Origin of the sequence: Cohnella abietis (assembly GCF_004295585.1) — a bacterium.
GTDB lineage: Bacteria > Bacillota > Bacilli > Paenibacillales > Paenibacillaceae > Cohnella > Cohnella abietis.
Genome location: NZ_AP019400.1, coordinates 287183 through 313407, shown reverse-complemented (window position 1 = coordinate 313407; position 26225 = coordinate 287183). Strand labels below are relative to the sequence as shown.

Here is a 26225-nt window from a genome sequence, read left to right as displayed (position 1 = left end):
AAAAAATTTCTGTGTAAAAAACAACTAGCCTCTCTGGGCTCGGAGCTGTTTTAACAGCGTTACTTCGTTGGTGGTAATCTCATCTACACCTATCTCATTCATGTTGCAAATAGCTTCCTCATCGTCCACGGTATAAACCCACACCGCTAAACCTAACGCATGAGCCTCTTCAACGACTTCCCGTCGGCAAGTTTTGTAATCCATGTTCAAGCCGAAGTATCCGCCTGCATGCGCCGATTCGCTAATGGCTCGCGACCATGAGGCATATTCTCGCTCCTCATCTTCAGTAAGATCTTCTGGAGTATTGTAAAGAACCTTGATCCCGCTATAAGAGTCTGTAATGCCATTTGAGCAGCCTGTAATGAAGACAAGATCTTCAGCTTCGGAGCGTTGAATGCTTCGAATGGTCGGTTGAATGGTGGCTTCCGTTTTGATATCTAGATTGAGCTTTATCCCGTGTGTTCTAGCCTTCTCCAGAATTTCGTCGAGTGTAGCGATAGTGTGAAATTCGTAGGCGGGGTTTATCTTCATACGGTTTTCAAGCTGATTTAATTGCTCGAATGACATTTCGTCAAGCAATGGGCTATGGTCATGCATTAATACCACTGTGCCGTCTTTAGTCACCCGGAGATCGACTTCTACTATGTCTGACCCCATAGCAATACCCTCCATAAAGGAAGCCATCGTGTTATCCGGGGCGGTGCCGCAACCCGTATGTGCGCAAATAAGTGAAAAAGGTCGGTGATTCATAAATTGTTCTCCTATTCCTCCAATTCTCAATACGCCAGATTTACTATTGTTGTGATATTAATATTGTAATTTGAGATTGTTATCGTGGTATTTTCACATTAACAAGTTATTATTAAGACTGATGTTGATGTTTTGTTATTGATTAGAGGAATAATGGAAAAAAACCGATCTTTTTATGTGGTTTGTTGACGGAATGTTAACGAAGCAAAAAGAACCGGGCTCAAGTGTCGCAGAGATTGGAGGGGAGGTGTTGGAAAAAAATAGACCCTCCCGATTTCCTGTTAGAAATCGAAAGGGCTAAAAAGCTCGTTGTCTAGCTATTTAGGTTATGTACCCGGCTTACTCTATGATTGCATTTGCGGTAATCCACGTAATCCCTTTCATATCTAGCTCTTGTGCCCATGCTTTTGGATGCTCCTTTTCACATACGACAACATCAATTAATTCTAAAGGCGCAATATGGCAGAAGGCTTGTATACTGATCTTGCTATAATCCACTAGAATGATAACTTCCTTCGCTTTCGATATCGCCATTCTGGTAATAACAGAATCATTCATATCGTAATCGCTAATACCTGTCTCAATCGAAATCCCTCCCACCGAAACAAAAGCCTTATCCACATAGAGATTTTTAAGCATCTCCTGAGGAAGATAGCCATTTACAGATTGTTGCTCCGGCGATATTTCACCGCCCAGAATAATTACTCGCCCGCTGAAGAGGGCTTGGGACAACGATTCTGTCAGCAGATTCGCGACAGTTAAGGAATTAGTGATAACCGTTATTCGTTTCTTGTCTTTGAGGGAGCGTGCCAATTCATGGATCGTTGTTCCCGTATCCATATAGATAGTGTTTCCGTCCTGGATCAGATCAACAGCCCTGTACCCAATAGTCTTCTTTGCTTCATAATTTAAGATTTGTCGTTGCTGATAGGGGGGCTCGCCCTCATCATATTGCACCTTTATAGCTCCACCGTAGACGCGTTTAAGCCTTCCTTCTTCCTCCAATACAAACAGATCACGCCGAATCGTTTCATTCGAGACTTGAAGCTGTTCAGCCAGCGAGATAACCCGCACCTTGCCGATCGTATCTAGTTGAATGAGAATATGCTGCTTTCTTTCTTCGGATAAAAGAGACATTGAGCGATCACTCCAAATTAATCGGATAATTAACTTTCGGTCACAAAATTAAAACGTTTCTCAAAAGGAAATGGAATCACAAAAGTATCATATTGTCCCGTCAAGTATCGGTAATCCGGATAGGACAGCGGTTCGTTCTTTCCTAGAAGCTCTACCCAAGGCGAGTAGGTCAGAAAAGAAATTTGGTTAGCTTCCTCATTAAATCCAGCTAGTCTCATCCAACCATTTCCGCCACGGTAGCTGTCCTGATAATTGATCAACAGTTGAATGACCATATGATCGGAATTATTTCTTCGTATATGGTGAGCAGTCCCGTCATAATGTCCGTTTACGGTCAGGAACACCTGATTATAAGGAGCAACTAATTCCTCCCATATCAGCCTGCCGTTCTCCGATTCATGAACAATTCGGCGCTCCTCTTCCTTCGTCGCATAAAGAATATCATGGGACACAATAATAGTAGGTATATTCGGATGTTCCTCGAGCACTGCTTTGCACCATGCCATGTCCTGCAAAAGGTATTGCATATCTACCATTAACCAGAGATAAGTATAGCTTCCTGCTTGAATGAAACCATACGAGCTGTATTGGGACGGTGAATGGCCTTTATAGTATTCCTTGCTGCGAAAGCGATCAGGTCCGAAGTGCTGCAAATAAGTATCAGCGGCGTCATAGTCGTGATTTCCAGCAGTCATCATATATGGAGTGTGAGATTGATCCAAGAGGGATATCGCCCTGGAAGAGCGATCCCACTCCTCTGGGGCATCACTATGGTCGACGATATCTCCTACAAATGCAGTCATAGCAATATTAAATCTGGAGTGATTGTCCACTATCCATTTTGTTTGCGCTTCAAACATTTCGGGATTTAAATAGACAAGCTTCTGTGCATCAGGGACAAAAACAAAGTGATAAGCGCTTTTCTGGAGTGAAAGAGGATGCTCCTCGTTAGTACCTTTAATAACTTGCTGCGGCTTGGAATCAAGTAGCCAATCCACTCTCTCAAGGGGTTCTCCTGCAATACGAATCTCTCTAATGGAGCCAGAAAACAGTTGATCTAGTTGGCCGCCCCATTCTGAGGCTCCGATATTCCAACCTTTTCCTTCGATTTGAGCGATACCCCTGATATCTCTTGTAGGACTGTTGAAATCACAAATCCCGTCCACGTACAACAGTGTTTGTATCGTATCATTAACGATGACGACATGATGCCATTGTCCGGGTTTCAAATAACGTGACCAATTCGTAACCGATGAAGTTTGATTCGTAGGATGACTTACCCATTGGTATTCCTTACAATTCGAAATAGATAGAGTTGCAACAATTTCGTTTTCTCCCGATTTACCAAGATCCGCCGCTCTACCCTGTCTCGTCAGCACACCCATCCAACTGTGTCTATCCTCATCGAAAAGCTCTGGCATTTGAACGACGACTTCGATGGTGTATCCTTGCCCAAAGCTCTCTTGATTGAGAGGGGCATCCTTCACGGTTTGAAAATAACTTCCTGTACCTTTATCGCATCGATCATTATATAAAGATAAGCCGGCCCCTCCTGAAGTATCCTTCATCCAATCAAGATGAGGGGCGTATTGCTGCGTAGTACTTTCATTAGTCGTAACCAATTCGATATGATTGCCGAGGCCGCTCTTATCGGCTAAGACTAGATTCCCTTCCTGAATCGATCCAGATTTCGTATGGATCGGATCGAATATCCAGTGGGCTAGTACTTGTATAGGCTGCTGGCGCTTGGGGATGTGCATTACACGACACATCTCCATATTACTTAACCTCCCTTTCTATATCCATACCATCTAGCAGACGTTCTTTATCTACGAAAAACTCTCTCACTTCATGCCAGTTATTCACCCTAACGTACCCGGTTTCAAAAATATTGTGGGACGCAGTGTAAAGAATGCCTTGCCCTCGAAAACGATCAAGCTGTTTTACATTGTCATCAATTAAATAATCAGCGTGAATAACGCTCTTGTTTCCGCAAAAAACAAAATTCATTTGATCAAGAAAGCTAAAGTGTTCAAGTAGCCATTCGTACTTGGCTTTGAAGGAAGCAGGAACCTCCATGGCAGCAGTAGTGATAAATATTTCATAAAACTGACTTAGCTCTCGTATGACCTCTTGACTATGTTCAATAACTTTCAGTTCACGAAAGAAATTTTCTTTATCGTAATAGCTTTCTATTTCTCTTATCCGCTCAGGTCTTAGTTGTATCAGTGTAGTTCCATGCAGATCCGTTAGATGCAGGTTATCATGATAATCCCTGTTGTACCATTCCAAATGTGTAGCCACAGTGTCCGCCATGACTTCATCCATATCAATTGCTATGCGTTTCAATATAATCTCTCCTATTTTCAACATCGAAGTATTCAAAAAAACAAAAAAATCGGAATCAAACAGTCTATATACCACAATTGTAGGCATTGATTGTTTTCATTATTTAAAGTCCGTATCAGCGTATTGTAAAACAAATGAAAGTTCCACACATTTAAGATATTTATAGTTTTGCTTCTGATTTCGTTCGATATCACATTTCGCGAGAGGATATTGGAAATTTCTATTGAATAATATAAAAATGTTGTACGCAAAATTTGTCGCATAATCAAACGCCCTAGGAGGACAACATTCGTGAACATGACTCGCCACCGATGGAACCAACCGCTCAAGCTCATACTCGCCACACTCGTTGCAACGTCAATCTGGTCAGCAGCCGGAGCACCGCAACACGCCTCTGCCGCCTCCAGTGATGTACAGCAGTTAACGCAAAACCGCGCGAAGCAGGACATTTTAGCCAAATGGCTGCAATACCGCCCCATGGACATGGTGAAGGCCGGCTATACATCTGAGGACGGAATATACAATACGGATGCAATTTATAAGCAAGCCCCTCAGTTAATTGCACCGTATTCTCCAGGCAAGCTCAAACCTCAATATATTGAAGATGGCATTAATGCAGCAAATTTCGTTCGCTACCTCGCAGGAGTTCCGGACGACCTAGTAGCAGATTCATCGTTGGAACAGCAGCAGCAAACTGGTGCGCTTCTGAATGCGGTCAACAAACAACTTTCCCATCATCCAGTTCAGCCAGCCGATATGAGCCAATCGCAATTTGATCTTGGATACAAAGCGACGAGCTCAAGTAACTTATTCCTGGGCAGCAATACTTTTTACGATAACGTGCTTGGCTATATGTCGGACAGTGATGCATCGAATATTGATCGTGTAGGGCATCGCCGCTGGATCATCAATCCGACAATGAAGAAGACGATGTTCGGCATGGTGTATGCGGACATGTCGTATGGGTATCCAGTTCCGTTTGCCACGATGTCCGCGTTCAATAGTGAACGTAATCCGAGCGAAGTAAGCTACGATTATGTCGCGTGGCCTTCGGCGGGCTATTTTCCACAAGAAGTATTCTCCCCGAATGATGCTTGGTCAGTGTCGTTAAATACGAGCCGTTATGACAAGTCGCACACTAATGACATTCGGGTCGAATTGGTGCGGGAACGCGACGAACGCAAATGGTCGTTTAATGCAAGTGATACGGATAGAGAAGGGAAATTTTTTAATGTAGACACTGGCGGGTATGGCGGCATCCCCTATTCGATTATTTTCCGACCTGACGGGATAGAGGAGTTCGCAGAAGACGATACGTTCAGTGTCTCCATTACAGGCGTGTACGGTCGTGATGGTCAGGCGCAGGAAATCCATTTTCAGACGACGATGTTCGAGATGCTACCACACTTCACAGCAAACGCTCCGATAAAATTGCATGTAGGCGAAACGATTCAGTTACGCTTAGAATCGGGCACACAAACGAGCGATAACTTGTTTGTGAGTTCCAATTCATCGATCGTATCGATTGATGCACAAGGACGGATTACGGGAATCCGTAAGGGAGAAGCCTATGTAAGCGTGGACCGTTATATCGGAGATCCAAAATCCAAAATAGTAACACTGCGGGTAAGTGGGAATGGGGATGAGAAAGTTAGCACGTGGGCGCAGGGCGCTTACTTGAAGGCTAAAGGAAACGGTCTAATCCCAATGGATTTCGATCTCAATTATCAGCGGCCGATTTCACGGATAACGTTCACAGGAATGGCGGTGCGGATGCTCGAGATTGTCATGAAGCAGGATATTGTTGAAAATCAAGTGCTCCACAACGATATCAACTCCACTCCGTTCCGTGACGTTAGCGATTGGGCAGTCAATTGGGCAAACAAAAATGGGATTATTAGCGGCACGTCGGCTACGACGTTCTCGCCTGACGCGACGATTACGAGAGAGCAGGCGGCGAAGCTATTGTTGAACGTGTACGATAAGGCGCTTAACATGAAGAAAGGCGCAGGAAGCTCGGTGAACGCGACGAGCGGCGGTATTGCAACGGCTACACCATTTGCAGACGACAACCTTATCTCACCATGGGCGAAAAACGTAGTTTACGAAGCTGTTCGATTGAATTTGTTGCAAGGAACGGACAGCACCCACTTTGACCCGCATGGCAAACTTACGCATGAACAAACGTACGTGATCTTGGAGCGCGTGTTTGAGCTCATCGAAGGATAACTTGTAGAAGTCAACCAAATGATCTCGTCAAAAACGGGGCTGCGCCTGAAGTGGGATAATCACTTCGAGCACAGCCCTAATTTGTTCCTATTGAAGGCGTTGAGCATGATGAGCTTAGGCGCCTACTAACCACGGGAATTATTCGGGCAAGGACACTTTTATCCATGTAATATCATGGGTGGCCAGGTCTTCTATCCACGAAACAGGCGGATCTTGATCAGAAATAATCATGTCGGCTACCTCTATCGGTGCAATGTGGCAAAAGGCGTTGCCTCCGATTTTGCTATGATCAGCCAGCACGATAACCTCGTTGGCACGTTTTGCCGCCATTCTGGAAGTGAGAGATTCGTTCATATCGAAGTCCGTTATACCATGCAAGGGCGAGATCCCTCCGACGGACAGAAATGCTTTGTCCACGTAAAAATTTTGAAGCATCTCATGACTCATGAGTCCGCTGATCGATTGCTGCTTCGGAGAAATTTCGCCGCCAAGAAGAATCACCTGTCCTGTAAACTGCTCCTGGTTTAATGACTCAACTAATACATGGACAGCAGGAAGGGAATTCGTAATAATCGTAATCCGCTTCTTGCCCGCAATACTACGAGCCAATTCAAGAACCGTTGTCCCCGTATCCAGAAAAATGGTGTCGCCATCTTTCAAGAGTTCCGAGGCTTGACGACCGATCGCTTGCTTCTCGGCATAATTCATAACTCTACGAAGGTTATACGCAGGCTCACCGTCTTTGTGAGCAATTTTCACAGCTCCGCCATACACCCTCTTTAATTTACCTAACTCCTCTAGGACGTCCATATCTCGGCGTATGGTTTCGTTGGAAACCTGCAAACGCTTGGAGAGAAGAATGACCTCGACCTTACCCGTATCGTCTAGTTCTTGTAAAATAATTTTCTTTCTTTCTTCCGCTAAGAGAGACATCCTCGAAACACCTCACACCATACTTTTGAACTATCTAGAATCGCTTCTTACAGCTACCATATCAAATTTATCCGTGTCAAGTCTATCATATATCGCTGCGCCGATCGACTTGATAAATAATTTACAAACTGAATGAATGGCGTTTACAAAGGTAAATTATAGTTTAAACAGTCGAGAAACAACACAAACTCGCAATAACCAACAAATTTAAACAACGAAACAAAGAAGAGGTGATTATTTAAAAAGATGTTGAAATGGCAGAGACGAATTTGGCTCCATCGTTATATTTACATCATGTTAATTCCAAGTATCGCCTTTTTTATTGCTTTTTCTTATTTGCCCATGACAGGACTTGTGCTTGCGTTCAAGGAGTTCACGTTTAAAGGGGGGTTATATGGAGGTGAGTGGGTAGGGCTTCGTTACTTCGAGAAATTCTTTAGTGATTCGCAGAGCATGGTTTTTGTTAAAAATACGCTCATCATTAGTTCTATGAAACTTTTCTTAGCGTTGCCGTTCCCAATTATTTTTGCGTTGCAGATGAACGAGATCAAAAATACAAGGCTCCGGAATGTCTTTCAAGGGATCGCGTATCTTCCGCATTTTTTCTCTTGGGTCGTTGTAATCGGAATGATTCAGCGAATTTTGGCTCCGGATACCGGCTTTCTGAATCAATTCATTGACTCTCTAGGAGGCGATGGCAGCCGATTTTTTATGATGGAAAAGGCATCCTTCTACCCGATCATGTTTTGGAGCTTTATTTGGAAGGAAATTGGTTGGAATTCCATTATCTATTTCGCTGCTATTACGGGAATCAACCCTGCTCTCTATGAAGCGGCGAAGATGGATGGAGCCGGGAAGCTTAGACAGATTTGGCATATTACTTTGCCAGGCATTCGCCCGACGATCCTGATTTTGTTCATCTTATCGCTTGGGAGTATTCTATCCGCAGGCTTTGATCAAATTTATTTACTCAAAACTCCGGGCAACATGGAGCTAGCAGAAACGCTTGATACGTATGTCGTTCGGGTAGGGATGCAGGATTCGCAGTTCGGTTATGCTTCGGCAGTCGGCATGATACAGGGCGTTATCGGCCTTGTTCTTGTAATCGCGGTAAACCAACTATCCCGTAAAAAGTTCAATACTTCATTGTGGTAAAAATACATCATTGGGAAGGTCAGTGAATATGAATATTTGGAAAAAATCTCTTGCGGTTCCTCTTGTGGCTGCATTATTCGTGACGGGATGTTCATCCGCGACATCGAACGAGGAGAATACAACTGCTACATCGGACAAGCCTGCTACGTGGATCGCGGATCGTACCATTAAAGGACTAATTTTTCAGGATGCCGGCGATATTTCTACCTATATGAATCCCGAAATCGCTAAAGTGTTGAAAGAAAAAACGGGTATTACGCTTGAGATTCAAGGGGTGACATCGGAAGATTCTACGCAGGCGCTCGCCGCCGGTCTGGCTGCCGGCGATTTGCCGGATTTTATCGGATTTTATTTGAATAATAGCGGACGTCCGGAAATGCCTATTTTATTAAAAGCGGCCAAGGAAGGCATGTTCGCCGACTTGACCTCTTCTCTGAAAAACACGAGCATCTATAGCAAGTATTTTCAGGATGGCTATCTCCCGACCGATGCTAAGACCAATATTATGTTTCGTCCTGATTTCAATGGCGCTACTTATCTTGTCTATACGGCGATCTCCCGGAATACAGGGCAAATTGGAAAGAAGTATGTAGGCGGACCTTTCGTACGCAAAGATATTATGGATCAGCTTGGCATTGACCCGAGCACGATCAACACGACTGAGCAAGTCTATGATTTGGCGAAGAAAATGAAGGACGGCCACTTTAAGGATGCTCATGGTAAAGACATTTATCCGATTGGTCCTACAGTGTGGGGCGGTAAAGATGTGAATTCCCTGTTTAATGACTTGGTTTGGACAGGCCCGACCGAAGAGAAGTTTATGAAGGATGAAGCCGGAAAAATCAAATTCGAAAGCCAAACCGATTATGGTCTCGAACGCATTGCATTTATTCAAAAGCTGTTGAAAGAAAAGCTAATACATCCGGAATTTTTCACCATGGAGGAAAACCGTTCCAAGGAAGCTCTGATCAACCACAGCTTCGGAATTGTCGCGGAAATGCACAATTATATACCAGAGAACAATAATATGACTTACGTACCGCTTGGCCCTATCAACTACGTTAACGGCCCTTATCAAATGCAAGTCGATTATAAATCGGGCGGCGGCGGCTGGTCCATTCCCGCAACGACGAAAAATCCAGAGGACATTGTGAAGCTGGCGGATTTCCTAGCAAGCCGAGAGGGCAAGCTGCTGGCGCAATACGGCATTGAAGGACGAGATTACACGCTTGATGCCAAGGGTAATCCGATTGCGAAACAAGAAGTGCTTGATTTGAAAGCGAGCAATCCTGCTGAAGCTGCCAAGCTTGGATTCCGTGGCGTAGGCAATTGGTGGGGCGAGTATCTTGGCTACACGGATTTGGATCCGAAGGGCGATTTTGGTGAAGATGCTTATGGTGATGCAGCTTCCGCGGATACCAACAAAACGCCTAACGAAATCATTAAATTGTGGGATTATGACGGCAAACTGAAAGCCGCCAAAATTGTTGATGGACTCACGCCGCTTTCTTTTATATATGACTTTGATCAAGGTGCGGATTTGAGACAGGCTATAGACAACTACAATGAAAGTTTGTTAAGAGCCTATTACAGCAGCGATATGCAAAAAGCTCGTAAAATAATGGATGAGGCAGCTGCTCGGTTGGACAAATACGGCCTCAAAGAATATGTTCAATTTTTGGAAAATAAAGAGTCTGCGGAAAAAGTATCGATTAAATTTTAATAGTTGCACATTCAGGAGCCTTGCTTTAAGCGTGGTTCCTGAATGCTTCCTGATTGAAATAAAGGAGACGGACAATGAACACAAGCTTCTACAAAGCGCCATGGAGTGAACGTCTTTTAACCATTTTCAACTATTTGATCATCCTATTCGTTTGCCTGACTATCATTCTTCCATTGTTGAATATATTCGCTCTAGCTTTTAACAGCGGAGCCGATGCACAAAGAGGCGGCATTTATATATGGCCGAGAGAGTGGACGTTCGAAAATTTTACAGAAGTATTTGCCCAATCGCAAATGACGAACGGATTTATCATCTCTCTAATACGAACAGTAGCAGGCACGATATCTAGCGTTTTTCTTACGGCTATGGCGGCTTACGCCTTAACGAGCCGAACGCTGCCGGGGCGCGGCGTGATCGCCTTTTTTATTTTCTTCACGATGCTGTTCAGCGGTGGGATGATTCCGTATTATTTGGTGCTTAAGGAATTGCATCTGACGAATACGATATGGGTGTATATTGTTCCGAGCTTATACAACGTATGGAATATCATGGTCATGCGCACCTTCTTTCAGCAGGTTCCTGAAGGGCTTGAAGAAGCTGCACGAATGGACGGCTTGAACGACTTCGGTATTTTCTTCCGTATTATTCTGCCGCTTAGCAAGCCGGTTATTGCAACGATGTCCTTGTTTAATGCGGTTACACACTGGAATGATTGGTTCACAGGTACGTTCTTTGTGCGCAATCCAGATATTAAGCCCGCATCGACCTTGCTTCAAGAAATGCTTACTACGCAGAAGGCGCTTAGCAATGCGCTGATGAAATCTTCAGGCTCGTTATCGTACGAGATGGTGGATCGTATTCAAATAACAGGCGATTCGTTAAAAATGGCGACGATTTTGCTTGTCGTTCTGCCGGTCATTTTAATTTTCCCGTTTGTTCAAAAGCATTTTACAAAAGGCGTGTCTGCCGGAGCTTTAAAAGAATAGTTTAGGAGGAGACAAGCGATGAGTATGAGCAAGCTGGTATTTAATAAAGAGGGGACGTTTAAAATCGTCCAGTTTACCGATATCCACCTAAAGGATGGCATCGAACCGGATAAGGATGTCCGTACACTGGCTTTAATGGAGCGGATTGTGGAGACCGAAAAGCCGGATCTAATTGTTTTTACCGGCGATCTCATTTCCAGCGATGACGTTGACGATCAGAAAACGACTTTTCGCCGGGCTATACAATGCGCGACGAATTCCGATATTCCTTTCGCCGTAATTTACGGCAATCATGATTCGGAGAAGGGTGTTACAAGAATGGATTTACAAAACATCCTATCCGAGTTTGACAATTGTATTTCCGAGACTGGTCCGGCCCATATTCACGGTGTCGGCAATTATACGGTCACCGTGCAACATTCCACGGAGGATCAAGCTGCTGCCGTGCTCTACTTTTTTGATTCAGGAGAGTATGCGCCGGATAGCATTGGAGGATACGCTTGGATTCATCCCGACCAAATTCACTGGTATGCAGATCAATCCCGACAAGTCACAGGAAAAAATGAGGGGCCGCTGCCTGGGTTGGCTTTCCTGCACATTCCCCTCCCTGAATATGATGCGGTATGGCAATTCGGAACGATGGCAGGGAGAAAAGGCGAGGAAGTTTGCTGTCCGAAAATAAATAGTGGGTTGTTCGCGGCTTTTCTCGAGGCGGGCGACGTGATGGGGGTATTCGCCGGCCATGATCACGACAATGATTATGTAGGCGTTCTACATGGCATTTCACTCGTCTACGGTCGCGTTACGGGATACAACACATATGGCGAGTTACAGCGCGGCGCAAGAGTGATTACTCTTCACGAAGGAAAACGCGAATTCCAATCTTGGATTCGTTCGGAAAACGACAGCATTGTTTAACTAGAGTAAGAGAGGATGTACAGAATGAAAGCAGATTTTCACATTCACCTTGAAGAAGGACCGTACTCTGCAGGGTGGCTGAAGCGCACGTTTGAAAGTATTGCCACATTTACCGATTGCGAATGGAAGCCTCATTCGATCGAGTGGATGCAGGAAGTATTCCGCCAACTGGAAAATCGGATTCATAAGGGAGCTTATACTTCGGAATGGCTTGATCTGTATTTAAAGCAAGCCCAGAACGCAGGGTTGAAAAAGGTAGGTATTGTCGATCACCTCTATCGGTTCACCGAATATAAAACGTATTATGAAAAATATATTGATCTATCGGACACGCCACTTGGCACATTGCAGAGAAAATGGCTTGATCAGGTGTGCGTCGCTTCGGTTGATTCATTCGTAACCTGTATTCAAAACGAGAAAGAAAAATGGCTGCGTAATGGGATAGAACTTTATTTGGGTATTGAAGCTGATTACTTTCCAGGCTGCGAAAGCGAGCTGGATCTTATTTTATCTTCTCAGCCTTATGATTACGTGATCGGCTCAGTCCATTTTATCGATGGATGGGGCTTCGATAATCCGGCTACGGAAAGCCGGTTTGAACTATTCGATCTAGAAACCTTATATGATCGGTTCTTCAAGGTGGTCGGACAAGCTATTCGCTCAGAGTTGTTTGATATTGTCGCCCATCTGGATAATTTGAAAGCTTTCCGCTATCGCCCCGACGAACAACGATTGCTGCCGATTTATAAGCAGATTGCAGAGCTGCTGGTTGAACATAATATAGCCACGGAAATCAACGCCGGGATGGTCTACCGATATCCGATCAAGGAAATGTGTCCAAGTCCCGCTTTTCTAAATATTTTGTCCGCCAAGGGCGTTTCGATTATGACTTCAACGGATGCGCATTATCCGGAGAATCTAGGCAGTTATACCAATCAGCAGTTGAACATGCTTAAAGAAGTAGGTTTTAAAGAAACGGTTACCTTTAAGGCTCGACAACGGAATAGGCATATATTGGTATGAGTAAATCTAGCGACCTACGAAAAAAGAGCATTCTTGCGGTAGCATGGCCAATCTTTATTGAAGCCATGTTCGGCTCGCTGATTGGAACTGTGGATACGATGATGCTGAGCAGTTACTCCGATGGCGCCGTGGCGGCTGTTGGGTTAGCCAATCAGGTTTTGACCGTAGTCGGTATGATGTTCGGATTTGTTGCCGTTGGTACAGGCGTAATTCTCAATCAGTGGCTTGGCGCAGGTAATCTGGAGGGTGTAGATAGGGTCGGAAGATCAGCATTGACTCTGAATTTGATGATCGGGTTAATCGCTAGCGTGGGATTACTTGCTTATGCCGATGTGTTTCTGACTCTCTTCAGGGTACCTGAAGATATCATGGTTGAGGGTGTCTCGTATTTATCTATCGTCGGCAGTTCAGTCTTCATGATCGCATTGAGCATGACTTTAGGTACGATTATACGGTGCCACGGTATTTTAAAGGAAATGATGCTCATCTCATTAGGGTTGAATGTGCTTCATATTTTTGGAAACTATTTAGTGTTAATGGAACCGTTCGGCTTACCGAATCTAGGCGTAGAAGGAGTGGCGGTCTCGACTTGGATTACTCGGGCGCTTGGGGTAATCGCTTATTTGATCCTATGCTTCAGAAACCTACGGTACCCCATACGTTTTATGAATCCTTTTAGATTTCGAAGAGGAAACGTTGGTCTTATTTTCAAATTAGGCATTCCTTCTGCAGGTGAACATGTTTCTTATAATCTTTCTCAGGTAGTCATCACTTACCTGATCACAATACTGGGCACCACTGCATTAACGACCAAGATTTATACCCAGAATATTACCTCCTTCGTTTTTGTTTTTTCGATGGCGATCGGCCAAGGAACGCAAATTATTGTCGGGCACCTGATTGGAGCTCATCAGAAAGAAGATGCCTATCATTCTGGTATTCGCAGCTTGAAACTAGCGTTTCTTATTTCTCTTGCGATCGGTGTTTTCCTCTATAGCCTGTCGAGTCTACTGCTTGGACTCTTTACTAATAACGCTGAGATCCTTCGGCTAGGTAAGCAGATCATGCTTCTGTCTATTCTACTGGAGCCGGCACGCGCTTGTAATATGGTGCTTATCAGTTCTCTGAATGCGGCCGGGGATGTTAAGTACCCTGTAGTTGTTGGTTTAGTGTCGATGTGGGCGATCAGCGTACCGTTAGCCTATTTATTCGGAATTGTATTTCAACTGGGGTTAGTAGGCATTTGGATGGCCTTTGCTATGGATGAATGGATAAGGGCCTCAATGATGCTACTTAGATGGAGGAGACGTTCCTGGCAAAGCATTAAGATTCTGGCGTCGTAGGAGCGAGTTGTATGTCTCGAACGGGATTCGGGCGCGGTGGGCGCTGGATCCCGTTCAGTTTATCTATTGATTCTCGCTTTCTCCAGCTCAGTAATCGTGTTCAGTTTTTCAAGTTCTAACTGCAGTTCGTCCATTAACTCCTCTCACACGCCGCCATCGGCTCTTTAACCATACATTTTATAGCTATTGCGCCAACCAATGTTAGTCTAGAGGAAGGGGATCAGCAGCAAGAAGGCGAAATGATATTTATAGTCTGTTTTCAAAAAGCGAGGGAATCACTTTGGTCTATGTCGCACTTCTACGAGGAATCAATGTCGGCGGGAACAATAAAATAAACATGAAGTTGCTTAGCCAAACATTTGAACGGGTCGGTATGGGTTCTGTTATGACCTACATCAATACGGGCAATATCCTATTTACGGATAGCATGCATTCCAAACAAGAGCTTTGCAGCATTCTGGAAGAAGCCATATATACAGATTTCGGCTTAGCTATTAAAGTTATCGTTCGCAGCATTGAGGAGTATACACAGCTCATTCAATCCTTGCCGGACCATTGGACTAACGATCAAAGCATGAGAAGCGATGTGCTTTTTTTGTGGGATGAGATTAATGATGAATCAGTTATTGATAAGCTGAAAATCAAGCCGGAGATTGATCGGGTTCAGTACATTCCTGGTGCGATCCTTTGGTCGGTGGACAAAGAGCATGTGACCAGAAGCGGCATGTCGAAGATCATCGGAACAAAAATTTATCAACAGATAACAGTTAGAAATGTAAATACAACCCGCAAAATATACGAGCTTATGCTCGGAATCGCAAAAGGGATTGAATAGTGGCATCTAACTTAATGCCCCCGCGAACTCCATGTTCACAACGTTCCTATCGACGTAGTGGGAGTGTCTCAGAAGACTGGACACTCCCTCTATACTGGCTCTATATAGATTTGAAAAATACATCGCACTGGGCTATTTCCCGTCGCGATGTATTTTTTTATTTCTTTCATAATTCTTTCATAGCACTATGTTAAGCTTCTCGTCGATGAAGCTAGTTCATTTTGTCATTCCAACAAAATAGAAAAGAGGAAACACAAATGAAATCTTTAATAAGACAGAAATCCCTATTTATAAAAGTTGCGCTAGTTATCGTTCTCCTATTTACGATTCAGAAGCCGTTTCAAACCTATGCAGCACCTTTTAAGAGTGCGACCAGCTATTCAGCAGGCACTTCAACTACTGATGTGACTAGTGCTGATTTTAATAAAGATGGGCATCTAGATGTTGCTTCTGCGAGTTTGAGCAGTTCCTCTATCTCTGTTCTACTAGGCAACGGGGATGGGACCTTTGGATCCGAGGTAACATACAATGCCGGAGGACAGGCCATCGCCATAACGAATGCGGATTTCAATGGAGATGGGCACATCGATTTGGCAACCGCGAACTGGAGTTCTCATTCCGTTTCTATTTTGTTAGGAAATGGTGACGGCACCTTTGCAAACGCATTGGTTATCCCAATGAGCAATTCCGTTCATTTTATTGCTACAGCAGATTTTAATACGGATGGGAAAATGGATTTGGCATTGACCTACTCGGGTGGTAGTCGTGTGGATATTATGCTAGGAAAGGGTGATGGAACCTTTGAACCTAGCGTAAGCTTTGGCACCGGGAATGCGACTTATCAAGTTACAATTGGAGATTTTAATGCGGATGATAAGCCGGATCTTGCGATTGCTTCTTATACTGATCGTAAAGTTAGTGTTCTCTTAGGGAATGGTGACGGTACCTTTGCTCCCAAAGTAGATTATACAACGGGACAATACACGCAAAGAGTAGTTACCGGCGATCTGAACAAGGATGGAAAATTAGATTTGGTTGCGAGTAACTCATCGGGTTCTATTTCTATTTTACTGGGAAATGGTGACGGTACTTTTCAAAATTCAGTTAATTATTTAACTAAAGGTGCCGATTCGCGCGCTATCTTAATTGGAGACTTCGTAGGTGATGAAGAAGTAGATATTTTAGTGGCAAATTATGGGTCTTCTTCAACTCTCTCGATCTTCTCCGGTCATGGTGACGGTACTTTTGAACCTGCAAAGACTTATAATACCGGCATTGGTGCAATATTCAACTCCGTTAGCGGTGACTTTAACGGTGATGGCGTATTGGATGTTGCGCTCGTTAGTCAAGGCGGCAACTATGTTTACATTCTTCTGGGTAATCATAGAAATGCAGATTTACAAAGTCTGAGCCTATCAGGAGGCGCCAATCTTAACACTCCATTCAATACGGACACTCTCGGTTATACATCAAGCGTGGCCTATAACGTATATAGTATAAATTTGAAACCAACCTTAGTCGATACAACAGCAACAGTAACAGCGCAGGTGTATGGTGGTGGTGCTCCAGAAGCGATAGCAAGCGGTGGTACAAGCAGTGAGTTGCCGCTGAACGTAGGCATCAACACGATAGATGTAGTAGTGACTGCGCAGGATGGTACGACGGTCAAGACATACACAGTGGACGTGACGCGCCGTCCTAACACGGATGCGAGCCTCAGCGGATTGAGCCTGTCAGGAGGTGCCACGCTAAGTCAGTCCTTTAGCTCAGGTACACTCAGCTACACTTCCAATGTGGCGTATAGTCAAAGTAGTGTTCGCGTAACGCCAGTTGGAGATGCGACAGCTACGGTAACCGTCAAAGTAAATGGCGGTACGCCAGAAGTAATAGCAAGCGGTAGTACAAGCAGCGAGTTACCGCTGAACGTAGGCGTGAACACGATAGATGTAGTGGTGACTGCACAGGATGGTACGACGATCAAGACGTATACAGTGGACGTGACTCGGGCGAATTACACGGGAGTCGTAACGCCTACAAGAAGCACAAATGCCAATCTTAACGGATTGAGCTTGACAGGGGGAGCAGCACTAACCCCTACGTTTACCTTAGGTACATTCAGCTATACGTCGAGTGTGACGAATGACATTGGCAGTGTAGGCGTGACCCCAACATTAGCGGATACGAAAGCGACTGTAAAGCTGCGGGTGAATGGTAGTACACCCATAGCTGTTACTAGTGGAGGTACAAGCGGTACGTTGCCGCTGAATGTGGGAACGAACGTAATTGATGTAACCGTAACGGCCGAGGATGGCACAAGCCAAAGCTATACCATTACCCTGACCCGTCAAGCTGCTTCAGGAGCTGAGCTTCAGCCCAAATGTACATTCACCGATATTCAGCAGCATTGGGCAAAAGCAGAGATCTGTGAGGCAGCTGATCTAGGGATTGTCGAGGGCGTGAACGCAAATACATTTGCACCTGACAGGACGGTCACGCGGGCGGAGTTTGCAGTAATGCTGCTGCGGGCGCTCCAAATTCCAATCAGTGAGCAATCGGGCACTCTTCCTTTTAGCGATAAAGAAAGCATTCCAAGTTGGGCAGCTTCAACCATTCACATAGGCGTAGCCGAGGGCATGCTTGAGGGTTATACGGACGGCACATTCCGGCCGCACCAGACTATCACGCGGAGTGAGATGGCTACGATGATTGCCAAATCAATGAAGTGGAAAGCAGACAGCGAGAAGTATTTATCCTATGCCGATGGCACGAGCATCCCCGAGTGGGCACGACCTTATGTCGAAGCGGTGCATGTGAGCGGGCTTCTGCAGGGTCGAGGAAGCAATCGGTTTGTACCGAATGGGATTACAACAAGAGCAGAGGCAGCAGTCGTAATGCTGAGGCTGTGGACTATACGTAACTAATGTCAGGCCGTCTAAATCTTCATTTCCTAGATTTAGACGGCTTGGTTATGAAAAACACTTAACTCAACCCAGTCAATTTCTTATGCACTTCTCTTCTTCTCATCCAATCCTCGCCTTGCCTTTGAGCCATGATCATGACTTCTGATTCACTAACCTTAGTTGATTTACCTTGGCGAAGGAGCACCTCTCCTTGTACCATGACCGTATCTACATTTTCCCCTTTTGCAGCAAATACCAGGTTCCATAGCAAATTCGTTTCATCCTCATCCCAGAATACCGGCTGAAGATTCGGTCTAAAGAAATCTACCAAGATCATATCAGCACTTTTACCTACCTCAATGGAGCCGATCTCGTTTTCCATGTTCAATGATTTGGCACCATTAATCGTCGCCATGCGGAGCATTTGATTTGCACTCATAATTGAGGCATCACAATTCGTAGCTTTCTGGATTAAGGAAGCAAACTTCATCTCTTGAAACAGATCCATACTGTTGTTGTCGATGACTCCGTCTGAGCCGATCGATACGTTCACTCCCTCTTTCAGCATAAGGGGAATTCTCGCCACACCGCAGCCAAGCTTAGCTGCCGAAATTGCACAATGGGCCAAATTCGTACCGGTTGCAGCCATTTTTTTAATATCGTCATCGTTTACCCACACACAGTGTGCCAGCAATGTTTTTTCGCCCAATATCCCTCGTTGTTCAAGCATATCAATCGTAGACTTGCCAAAGGTGCGAATAACTGTCTGCTCTTCTTCCTCTTGCTCGCAGCCATGCGTATGAATGCCGACTCCATATTCCTGCTGAGCTCTAATGGCTCCTTTGTACATCTCTTCACTGCAATAAAATAAATTCTCAAGTCCCATCCAAACCCGAATTTTCCCATTCTGAGTCATATGGTGTGTCTTGATTAATTTCTCGTTGTCTCTCGCCGTTTCAAAAAAATTGTAAGGCTGAACATCCGCTGCATAGGGTGCCAAATGTACTCGAATTCCGAGCTCGCCTGCTGCTTCTGCACTTCGATGCATATAGCGGTACATATCCATAATAGTTGTCGTGCCATTCTTGAGACATTCCAAGTAGCTCAGCCTCGCCGCGTGATAAGCATCCTCTTCCGTACATGCACGATGCTCCAAATCATACACAGGCAACCAATCAACTAACCTCATGTTCTCCGCTACTCCACGCATAAGACTGGAATGGTTGTGCGAATCTACTAATCCAGGAAGCAAGGCCATCTGGCCTCTTCCATCTATAATTTCATCTGCATCTATAGGGATCGATATTTCTTCCTTCTTACCTACAGCAGAAATCAGACCATTTCTTACAATGACGGTGCCATTTTTAATAATCCTATCTGTTCGGTCCACCGTAAAAACAACGACGTTAGTAATCACTTTACATGTCAATTTCAAAACCTCCCGTATACATTAGTCTTGTTGCAAGCCTACATCGTTCATCCCACTGCTTAACTTCGCCTTCATTGGGAAATAATAGAGCAGCGAAGCAGAGATAATTCCTACTAGCCAAGCCAGATCAATACCATTGAGCATTTCCGCAGCTGGTCCAACAAAAAGCGATGTATTAACAAATGGGATTTCGATCACAATCGAAGCTAGAAAAGCAACAATCGTAATCTTGTTAAACTTCCCGTATCGCCCATTCACATCGAATATGTCAGCAATATGGTACTCCCCTTTACGTAGGACGAAGTAGTCGACTAGATTGATAGCGGTCCATGGGATCAGAAAATAGCTCATGAAGAAAATGAAGTTGATGAAAAAGTTAATAAAATTTCCTTCTCCCCCTAATAAGCTCAATCCGATATTAATGAGCATAATAACGCCTAGAATAGTTGCCCTGACACGAGGGGTTACATTGAGCTTATTGAATGGCAGAATCGTTGTAACAATCGACATAAATGCGCCGTAGAAGTTAAATACATTAATAGCTAGCAAGCCATAAATAATTAATATATACAGAATTGAGTCATAACCCTTGAATAATCCGGCTAAGCCAACGCCTAAATTATCGGAAAAGTCAGGTAAAGCTACGATGAGTATTGCACCAATAGTCATCATCCACATCGTTGAAGATGTCAGTCCCGTATAGGTGTACCAGAAAACCTTGGACGACGACGCATTAGATGGCAAATACCGCGAGTAGTCGGCTACGTAAGGCGCCAGTGCAAGCACATAAGTCGTAATCATACCTACACCTAGGACGAATAAAGAAAGATCGAACTGTCCCGGACTCCATGTGCCTTGGGGAATCGGTAGACGTATGGCTAGCACTGTCGCTATGCCGAGCACGATGAACGCGCTGATCGAAAGCCATTTTTGCGTGGCATGAATTAATCTGTAGCCATAGATGGCGATAACTATAGAAATCAGACTGAATAGAAAGATGACCCAATTAGATGAAACTGGAGTAACCTCGCTTAAGGTTTGCGTTGCCAGCAAGGTGTTCGCGACTCCAAAGCCCAAATAGACGAACATCACGAAGATCATCGGTACGATTGCACCCAGAACACCAAACTGGGCTCTGCTTTGAATCATTTGCGGAATACCAAGCCTTGGTCCTTGGACGGAGTGGGAAGCAACAAAAATTCCACCGATTAAGGAGCCTAAGAAAATGGAAGCTACTGCCCAAAATAAGTTCAATCCCATCATGACCAACACCGCACCAGTCACAATTGTCGTTAAATTGAGATTCGCGCCAAACCATACCGTAAATAAATCTCTAGGCTTACCATACCGCTCGGACTCTGGAATGTAATCAACACTATGCTGCTCCATATTCATGTCATTTCCTCCAACCTGTATGTTAGTTATCTTCCTCTTGAGCTGATTAGCTGCTTTCCTAACAAGTTAACGCGATTATCGCTAGGCATCACGGTTTCTCTGGCCAGAACCGGGGCTCTTTGCTTCTTGGATATGTTTGATTACCTAACACATTAGCTCTAGAATCTTTCCTTTCACTTTTGTTTGTTAGATTTAATAACTTAATGTGTTATATATGATTACTACTGTGATAGTAACCTATGTTGAAAACTCCGTCAATAGTAAATGTGAGCCAGTTTGCTATATAATGATCGTAGGATTATCACGGGGGAGGATACGCACTTGCTTCAGAAATTCGGTTTTTCTCAATATGAAAGCCAGGTTTACGAGATGATGATTAGTGCCGGACAAGCAGTGGAAGCATCTGCAATTGCCAAAGTATCCGGCGTCCCGAAGGCGAAAGTATATGAAGTGATCGCCCGATTACTAGACAAAGGTGTATTACTGGATTCGATGCTGGAAAAGAAAAAGATGTATCGCGCCCTTCCACTCGATCGAGTGATAGAAAAGCTCACATCACAATTCCAGTCTGATATTGAACAATTGCGGCTTAGTGAGCAAAAGCAATTTAAGCCCGATGATCGGGTCTGGAACTTAGCTACGGAAGAATCTATATATGCGTATAGCCTCTCGTTAATAGAAAGCGCTAAAAAAACGATATATATTTCTACATGGAAGGAAATCATCGAGGATTACTTGCCGATTCTGGAGGAAAAAGAAAAGCAGGGGATACACGTAGAAGCCCATGTTGTTGGGGAGATCGATTCGAAACTAAAAAACCTCAAATATTTTGTCCCTAGTGAGAGCCAAAAAGAGCTTAAAAAGTTTCAAAACATCGTCGTAGATGATAGCGAGGTCGTGTTTGCCATATCCAAAAACCCCGCTTGGCAGTCGATCATTACAAAATCGGAGCAATTAGTAGATGTGTTTCGGGATTTCTTTTATCGGGATATCATTCTTACGTTATTAAGTGATAAATATAACGATATTTTGCAGAACGATGCAGAGTATGTCGATCTCTTAGCGAAGCTGAGATATTAACAGTAAGAGCTGATACGATAATAAAAACTCTGATTTCAGCATGCAAAAAAGCGTCCACCCGCTTCGTGAAAAGCGAACAGACGCACTTCTTTTGGTCACCAGTTATGGCTGTCCCGATCCCTCATGAACCTTCAACTAGAGTGCCATTCCTCAGATGGAGCACCCGGTCACATAGAGGAAGAACCCGTTCATCATGTGTAACCATAATGGCGGCCTTCCTATCCAACTTAACCTGGTTAGCGAGCATGGTTACAACTTCAATCCCACGGCGAGCATCTAGACTGGCAGTCGGTTCGTCAGCGAAAAGAATAGCTGGATTGTTCATCCATGCCCGCGCGATGGCGACTCGTTGCTTCTCCCCGCCAGACAGCTTATCAGGATAGTTATTGCGTTTATTGAGCAAGCCAAGCTGCTCGAGCAGCAGCTTCGCGCGTTTCTTAGCCTCCTGTTGGTCCATTCCCGCCTGCTTAGCGACAAAAAGCAATTGCTCTTCAACCTTCAAATACGGGATTAGATTAGCGCTTTGAAAAATAAAACCTATTTTTCTTAGGCGAAGCAGACCGAGCGCCCTTGCCGTTTGACCTTTAAGCGATTGACCGTCCAAGATGACCTCACCACTTGTCGGAGTTAGCAGTGCTCCAGCGATGGATAGAAAGGTGCTTTTACCAGAGCCCGACGGCCCCATTATCGCAACGAGCTCTCCCTCATTAACTTGAAGGTTCAGCTTATTAAGCACAGTTAAGGTAGTATCTCCATCACGATACATATGCGAAACTTCATTGAGCATTAATTTTATTTTCATGCTGCGGCCCTCCCGATGGCATCAAGTGCATCTGTTCTCGCTACCTTAATAACTGATAGAAGCGAACCAGCCAGCGACATGGCGACCAATAAGGAGCAGGTGAAAATAATCGTCGAGGTATCCAGCTTGAAGGGTAACGACTCTGGTAGCGCCATAGATAAAATCTTGATCAGCAGAAGACTAATCAGTTGACTGCCGATAGACAATACCAGCACCTGTCCGAACACGCTTCTTGCCAGATAACCTGTATTTGTGCCGATCGCCTTTAGGATGCCAAACTGACTTGTTTTCTGGATCGTAATCACATAGAAAAATACGGCCAGCACGAAGGCAGAAATAACGAATAGAAAAGCAATCATCATAAGGAGCGAGCCCTGCTCCTCCTTGTAACCGGGAATGGCTGAAACTGCCGTCCCCTTCGTAATGACCTCTACGTCGCCGAGTTCTTTTTGCAGCTGCAACGCTTGGTTTGAATTAGCTTTTACGGCAATGGTATTAATAGGGGGCTGATCCGCGGAATCCCCATTGATTACGGATTGCTGCTTCAGCTGCTGCCAATCCTGTTTGTTCATGAATACGACGGGAGTATGACTATAAGACTCATCTTTAACAAAACCACTAATCGTCCAGGTCATCCCTGTCACTTGATCTCGTAAGGGACTGCCAATCGTAAAGCCTGAGTCCTTCAGCTTCTGATCAACAATAACGTGGCCAACTGAATCGTTGCTTACTCCACTACCTTCAACTACAGCTGGTGCAAGCCAGCTATCCATATCGATAGCGAATAGCGTGACGTCTGTTTTCAAGGTTGTTGAGCCTTGGGTGACGGTCGTCATTTGAATACGGAGTGGAGTCGCATTGGTATCGCCTACGACAGAACGTGCTGCTGTTAATTGATCATGGCTCATTACCGAGCGGGTGAACCGACTATTGGAATCCTGCTGCAAAACAAAGTAGTTCGCAGACATATTTTCTACAGAAGCTGCATTGGCATAAGCCAATCCATTAGCAAGACCCGTAACGAACAAGACCAGAAACGAGACCAGTAGCATAATGGTCATAATAAGAGTGTAGCGTGTCTTGGCAAATCTCATTTCCCTTAGAGCTAAATACATATTTAGTCCCCCCCTATTCGCTCTTAGTGTAGGGAGGGAAAATGAACGGAGCGTGAATATTAGATTACAAATGCGGAAGGGATACCGTGAACTTCGTGCCTTGCCCTAGGGTGCTCTCCACTTCAATGGTTCCCTCATGCAATTTTACTATTTTCTGAACAATCGACAATCCCAGTCCAGCACTACCTGATTCCCGATCTCGAACACGATCAACGCGATAGAATCGGTCAAATAGGAAAGGGAGCTCTTCTGCAGCAATGCCCTCACCTGTGTCCGAGATGCTGATAACGCTTCGGTCATCGTCGAGATTCGCGCTTATATGGATCGAACTCCCCACAGGAATGTATTTCACAGCATTGGATAACAGATTCAGCCAAACCTGATAGAGCAGGATCTCATCACCGTTAACGACGATGTTCTCCGGCACGACTAGACGAAGCGCCAGCTCCTTAGCCTCCAGTTGCCATTCCATCGCTTGTGCGACCTGCTTCAACTGAACACGTAAATTAACAGGTTTCTTCTGCAGCGTCTCAGTTGCCTGATCCAAGGAGGATAACAGAAGCAGCTGCTTACTAAGCACCGATAGCTTTCGACTCTCTTCTTCAATAATTCCTGCGTAATGATCCCGCTCCTCAGAAGGGAGCTCCTTCTTCGTAATCACCTGGGCAAATCCCTGAATAGAGGTTAGTGGGGACTGGATTTCATGCGATACATTCGATACGAATTCTTGAAGCGATCGCTCCGAACGTTCAATTTCCCGACTCATCGTCATAAACTGAACAGCCAATTGCCCAATTTCATCACGTCTCTTGGTGGGCAGTACGATATTGTAATAACCTTGCGCAAGCCGTTTAGTCGCTTCTGTCAGACGGGTAATTGGATTAACCAAATAGCGAGTGCTTAGGAGGAACAAAATAACACTGAACACCACCGTGAACAGTACAATCATCGCAAAAAAGCTTCTCAGCTCGCCGAATTGTAACAGTACATCTGGGCGTAGGAACAACGCGTACGGCTTGCCACTCAACTGAATAGGTATCCCGACGGAATTACTCAGACGATTATCGAAAAAACCTGAAATCAGCGGCTTGTTGGGGAATTGTGCAACACCGTGATAGGTTTCTCCGTTTAATACGCTCAGCAGAGCAGATTTGGCTAAATCGAGTTCTCGGAATGGGCTGCCATAGAACTGTTCGTTCCCTTGATCATCTGCCAAATAAATCTCGTAGCCCAGCGCCGCTGAGCTGTCTAGATAGCTATCCCTAAGCGAGGGATTTGCTTCAATAAAGCCTTGCAGGTTCTTGGCAATTGTGATGAGCTTCGCATCATTTTGCGGCTTCAGCTGGATATGATAATAGATGTTGGATACAAGGAAACCTAGGAAGCTGCTTAGTATAATAGTGGTAAGAGTAATCATGAATATGCGAAAATAAAGCGACCTCATCGCACAGGCACCTCCAGCTTGTAGCCAATACCCCGCACCGTATGTATGACGAAATCCTCTTGATAATCGACAAATCGTTGGCGAAGTCGTTTGATATGAACATCTACAGTCCGATCATCTCCATCGTATCCCACTCCCCAGACCAGACGGATCAGATCTTCTCGGGAGAAGAGACGGCCTGGATATTGCGCTAGCTGGGCCAGCAGCTCAAATTCCTTCAAGGGTAGCAGCAGCATGGAATCTCCATCTGAGATCTCATGATTTTTGCGATTAATCACAATCCGATTCAAGTTAATAATGTCGCTGGACACGAGAGAATACCTACGAAACAGTGCCTTAATCCGAAACAGCAATTCCTCCGCCTCGAAAGGCTTGGTCATATAGTCATCCGTTCCTCGTAAATAACCCTGCTCCTTATCACTCAGCTGTTCACGCGCGGTAAGCAAAATAATCGGAATGTCGTAGTTTTGCCGAATAAATTCACATAACGCAAAGCCATCAATACCTGGCATCATCACATCGAGAATAGCCAGATCGATCCGCCCCTCTTTAAGCTTCAGAACCGCCTCTAGACCATCCTTTGCTTCGATTACCCTATAACCTTCTACAGTCATGAAGTGCTTTAACAAAGCACGAATATGTGAATCATCATCTGCCACGAGCAGGTTTATCAAGCAAT

21 protein-coding genes are annotated in these 26225 nt (G+C 44.7%); 10 read left to right on the top strand and 11 right to left on the bottom strand.

The features are described 5' to 3' along the window. Positions 1–24: 24 nt before the first annotated feature. From KCTCHS21_RS01295 to KCTCHS21_RS01280, 4 genes are all read right to left on the bottom strand, one after another. On the bottom strand, positions 25–750 hold the full coding sequence (locus KCTCHS21_RS01295; RefSeq protein ID WP_130604775.1) for a glycerophosphodiester phosphodiesterase: 726 nt from the start codon (positions 748–750) through the stop codon (positions 25–27). A gap of 339 nt (positions 751–1089) precedes the next feature. Next, positions 1090–1887, bottom strand: coding sequence for a DeoR/GlpR family DNA-binding transcription regulator (locus KCTCHS21_RS01290; protein ID WP_130604774.1), 798 nt, complete (start codon positions 1885–1887; stop codon positions 1090–1092). A gap of 29 nt (positions 1888–1916) precedes the next feature. Then, positions 1917–3665, bottom strand: coding sequence for a LamG-like jellyroll fold domain-containing protein (locus KCTCHS21_RS01285; RefSeq protein WP_130604773.1), 1749 nt, complete (start codon positions 3663–3665; stop codon positions 1917–1919). A gap of 1 nt (position 3666) precedes the next feature. Then, positions 3667–4236 (bottom strand): 5' nucleotidase, NT5C type, encoded by a 570-nt coding sequence (locus tag KCTCHS21_RS01280; protein ID WP_130604772.1) that lies wholly within the window; start codon positions 4234–4236, stop codon positions 3667–3669. Between the two features lie 297 nt (positions 4237–4533). Between KCTCHS21_RS01280 and KCTCHS21_RS01275 the strand changes: the two genes are divergently transcribed. Then, on the top strand, positions 4534–6465 hold the full coding sequence (locus KCTCHS21_RS01275) for an S-layer homology domain-containing protein (RefSeq protein WP_130616287.1): 1932 nt from the start codon (positions 4534–4536) through the stop codon (positions 6463–6465). Between the two features lie 138 nt (positions 6466–6603). On the opposite strand, the gene KCTCHS21_RS01270 is transcribed toward KCTCHS21_RS01275, so the two are convergent. After that, positions 6604–7398 carry a DeoR/GlpR family DNA-binding transcription regulator gene (locus KCTCHS21_RS01270; protein WP_130604771.1) on the bottom strand — a complete coding sequence of 265 codons (795 nt, stop codon included), beginning with the start codon at positions 7396–7398 and terminating at the stop codon, positions 6604–6606. 246 nt (positions 7399–7644) lie between these two features. Here KCTCHS21_RS01270 and KCTCHS21_RS01265 point away from each other — a divergent pair, with 246 nt between their 5' ends. The 8 genes from KCTCHS21_RS01265 to KCTCHS21_RS01230 all read left to right on the top strand — a co-directional run bounded on the left by KCTCHS21_RS01265 (position 7645) and on the right by KCTCHS21_RS01230 (position 18302). Next, complete coding sequence (locus tag KCTCHS21_RS01265) at positions 7645–8553, top strand: ABC transporter permease (RefSeq protein ID WP_130604770.1); 909 nt, start codon at positions 7645–7647, stop codon at positions 8551–8553. 34 nt (positions 8554–8587) lie between these two features. Further along, positions 8588–10276, top strand: coding sequence for an extracellular solute-binding protein (locus tag KCTCHS21_RS01260; protein ID WP_162309416.1), 1689 nt, complete (start codon positions 8588–8590; stop codon positions 10274–10276). 74 nt (positions 10277–10350) lie between these two features. Further along, positions 10351–11262, top strand: a complete 912-nt coding sequence (locus KCTCHS21_RS01255) for a carbohydrate ABC transporter permease (protein ID WP_130604768.1) — start codon at positions 10351–10353, stop codon at positions 11260–11262. Between the two features lie 18 nt (positions 11263–11280). Further along, complete coding sequence (locus KCTCHS21_RS01250) at positions 11281–12180, top strand: metallophosphoesterase family protein (protein WP_130604767.1); 900 nt, start codon at positions 11281–11283, stop codon at positions 12178–12180. Between the two features lie 24 nt (positions 12181–12204). Beyond that, on the top strand, positions 12205–13203 hold the full coding sequence (locus KCTCHS21_RS01245) for a histidinol phosphate phosphatase domain-containing protein (RefSeq protein WP_130604766.1): 999 nt from the start codon (positions 12205–12207) through the stop codon (positions 13201–13203). Next, positions 13200–14546, top strand: coding sequence for an MATE family efflux transporter (locus KCTCHS21_RS01240; RefSeq protein ID WP_130604765.1), 1347 nt, complete (start codon positions 13200–13202; stop codon positions 14544–14546). The genes KCTCHS21_RS01245 and KCTCHS21_RS01240 overlap by 4 nt, the downstream gene beginning before the upstream one ends. Positions 14547–14826: 280 nt before the next feature. Further along, on the top strand, positions 14827–15381 hold the full coding sequence (locus KCTCHS21_RS01235) for a DUF1697 domain-containing protein (protein WP_130604764.1): 555 nt from the start codon (positions 14827–14829) through the stop codon (positions 15379–15381). Positions 15382–15638: 257 nt separating this feature from the next. Next, on the top strand, positions 15639–18302 hold the full coding sequence (locus KCTCHS21_RS01230; protein WP_130604763.1) for an FG-GAP-like repeat-containing protein: 2664 nt from the start codon (positions 15639–15641) through the stop codon (positions 18300–18302). A 58-nt stretch (positions 18303–18360) separates the two neighbouring features. Here KCTCHS21_RS01230 and KCTCHS21_RS01225 read toward each other — a convergent pair whose 3' ends face one another. Both KCTCHS21_RS01225 and KCTCHS21_RS01220 read right to left on the bottom strand, forming a co-directional pair. Then, on the bottom strand, positions 18361–19710 hold the full coding sequence (locus KCTCHS21_RS01225; protein ID WP_232058021.1) for an amidohydrolase family protein: 1350 nt from the start codon (positions 19708–19710) through the stop codon (positions 18361–18363). 21 nt (positions 19711–19731) lie between these two features. Continuing rightward, positions 19732–21105 carry a purine-cytosine permease family protein gene (locus KCTCHS21_RS01220; protein ID WP_130604761.1) on the bottom strand — a complete coding sequence of 458 codons (1374 nt, stop codon included), beginning with the start codon at positions 21103–21105 and terminating at the stop codon, positions 19732–19734. 321 nt (positions 21106–21426) lie between these two features. On the opposite strand from KCTCHS21_RS01220, the gene KCTCHS21_RS01215 reads away from it, so the two are divergent. Further along, positions 21427–22185: a TrmB family transcriptional regulator gene (locus KCTCHS21_RS01215; RefSeq protein ID WP_130604760.1), complete on the top strand. Its 759-nt coding sequence runs from the start codon at positions 21427–21429 to the stop codon at positions 22183–22185. 121 nt (positions 22186–22306) lie between these two features. Here KCTCHS21_RS01215 and KCTCHS21_RS01210 read toward each other — a convergent pair whose 3' ends face one another. The 4 genes from KCTCHS21_RS01210 to KCTCHS21_RS01195 all read right to left on the bottom strand — a co-directional run bounded on the left by KCTCHS21_RS01210 (position 22307) and on the right by KCTCHS21_RS01195 (position 26220). Next, positions 22307–22987: an ABC transporter ATP-binding protein gene (locus tag KCTCHS21_RS01210; RefSeq protein ID WP_130604759.1), complete on the bottom strand. Its 681-nt coding sequence runs from the start codon at positions 22985–22987 to the stop codon at positions 22307–22309. Beyond that, positions 22984–24102, bottom strand: a complete 1119-nt coding sequence (locus KCTCHS21_RS01205; protein ID WP_130604758.1) for an ABC transporter permease — start codon at positions 24100–24102, stop codon at positions 22984–22986. Before KCTCHS21_RS01205 ends, KCTCHS21_RS01210 begins: the two co-directional genes overlap by 4 nt. A gap of 64 nt (positions 24103–24166) precedes the next feature. Further along, on the bottom strand, positions 24167–25546 hold the full coding sequence (locus KCTCHS21_RS01200; protein WP_130604757.1) for a sensor histidine kinase: 1380 nt from the start codon (positions 25544–25546) through the stop codon (positions 24167–24169). After that, positions 25543–26220 carry a response regulator transcription factor gene (locus KCTCHS21_RS01195; protein ID WP_130604756.1) on the bottom strand — a complete coding sequence of 226 codons (678 nt, stop codon included), beginning with the start codon at positions 26218–26220 and terminating at the stop codon, positions 25543–25545. Before KCTCHS21_RS01195 ends, KCTCHS21_RS01200 begins: the two co-directional genes overlap by 4 nt. Between the last annotated feature and the right edge of the window lie 5 nt (positions 26221–26225).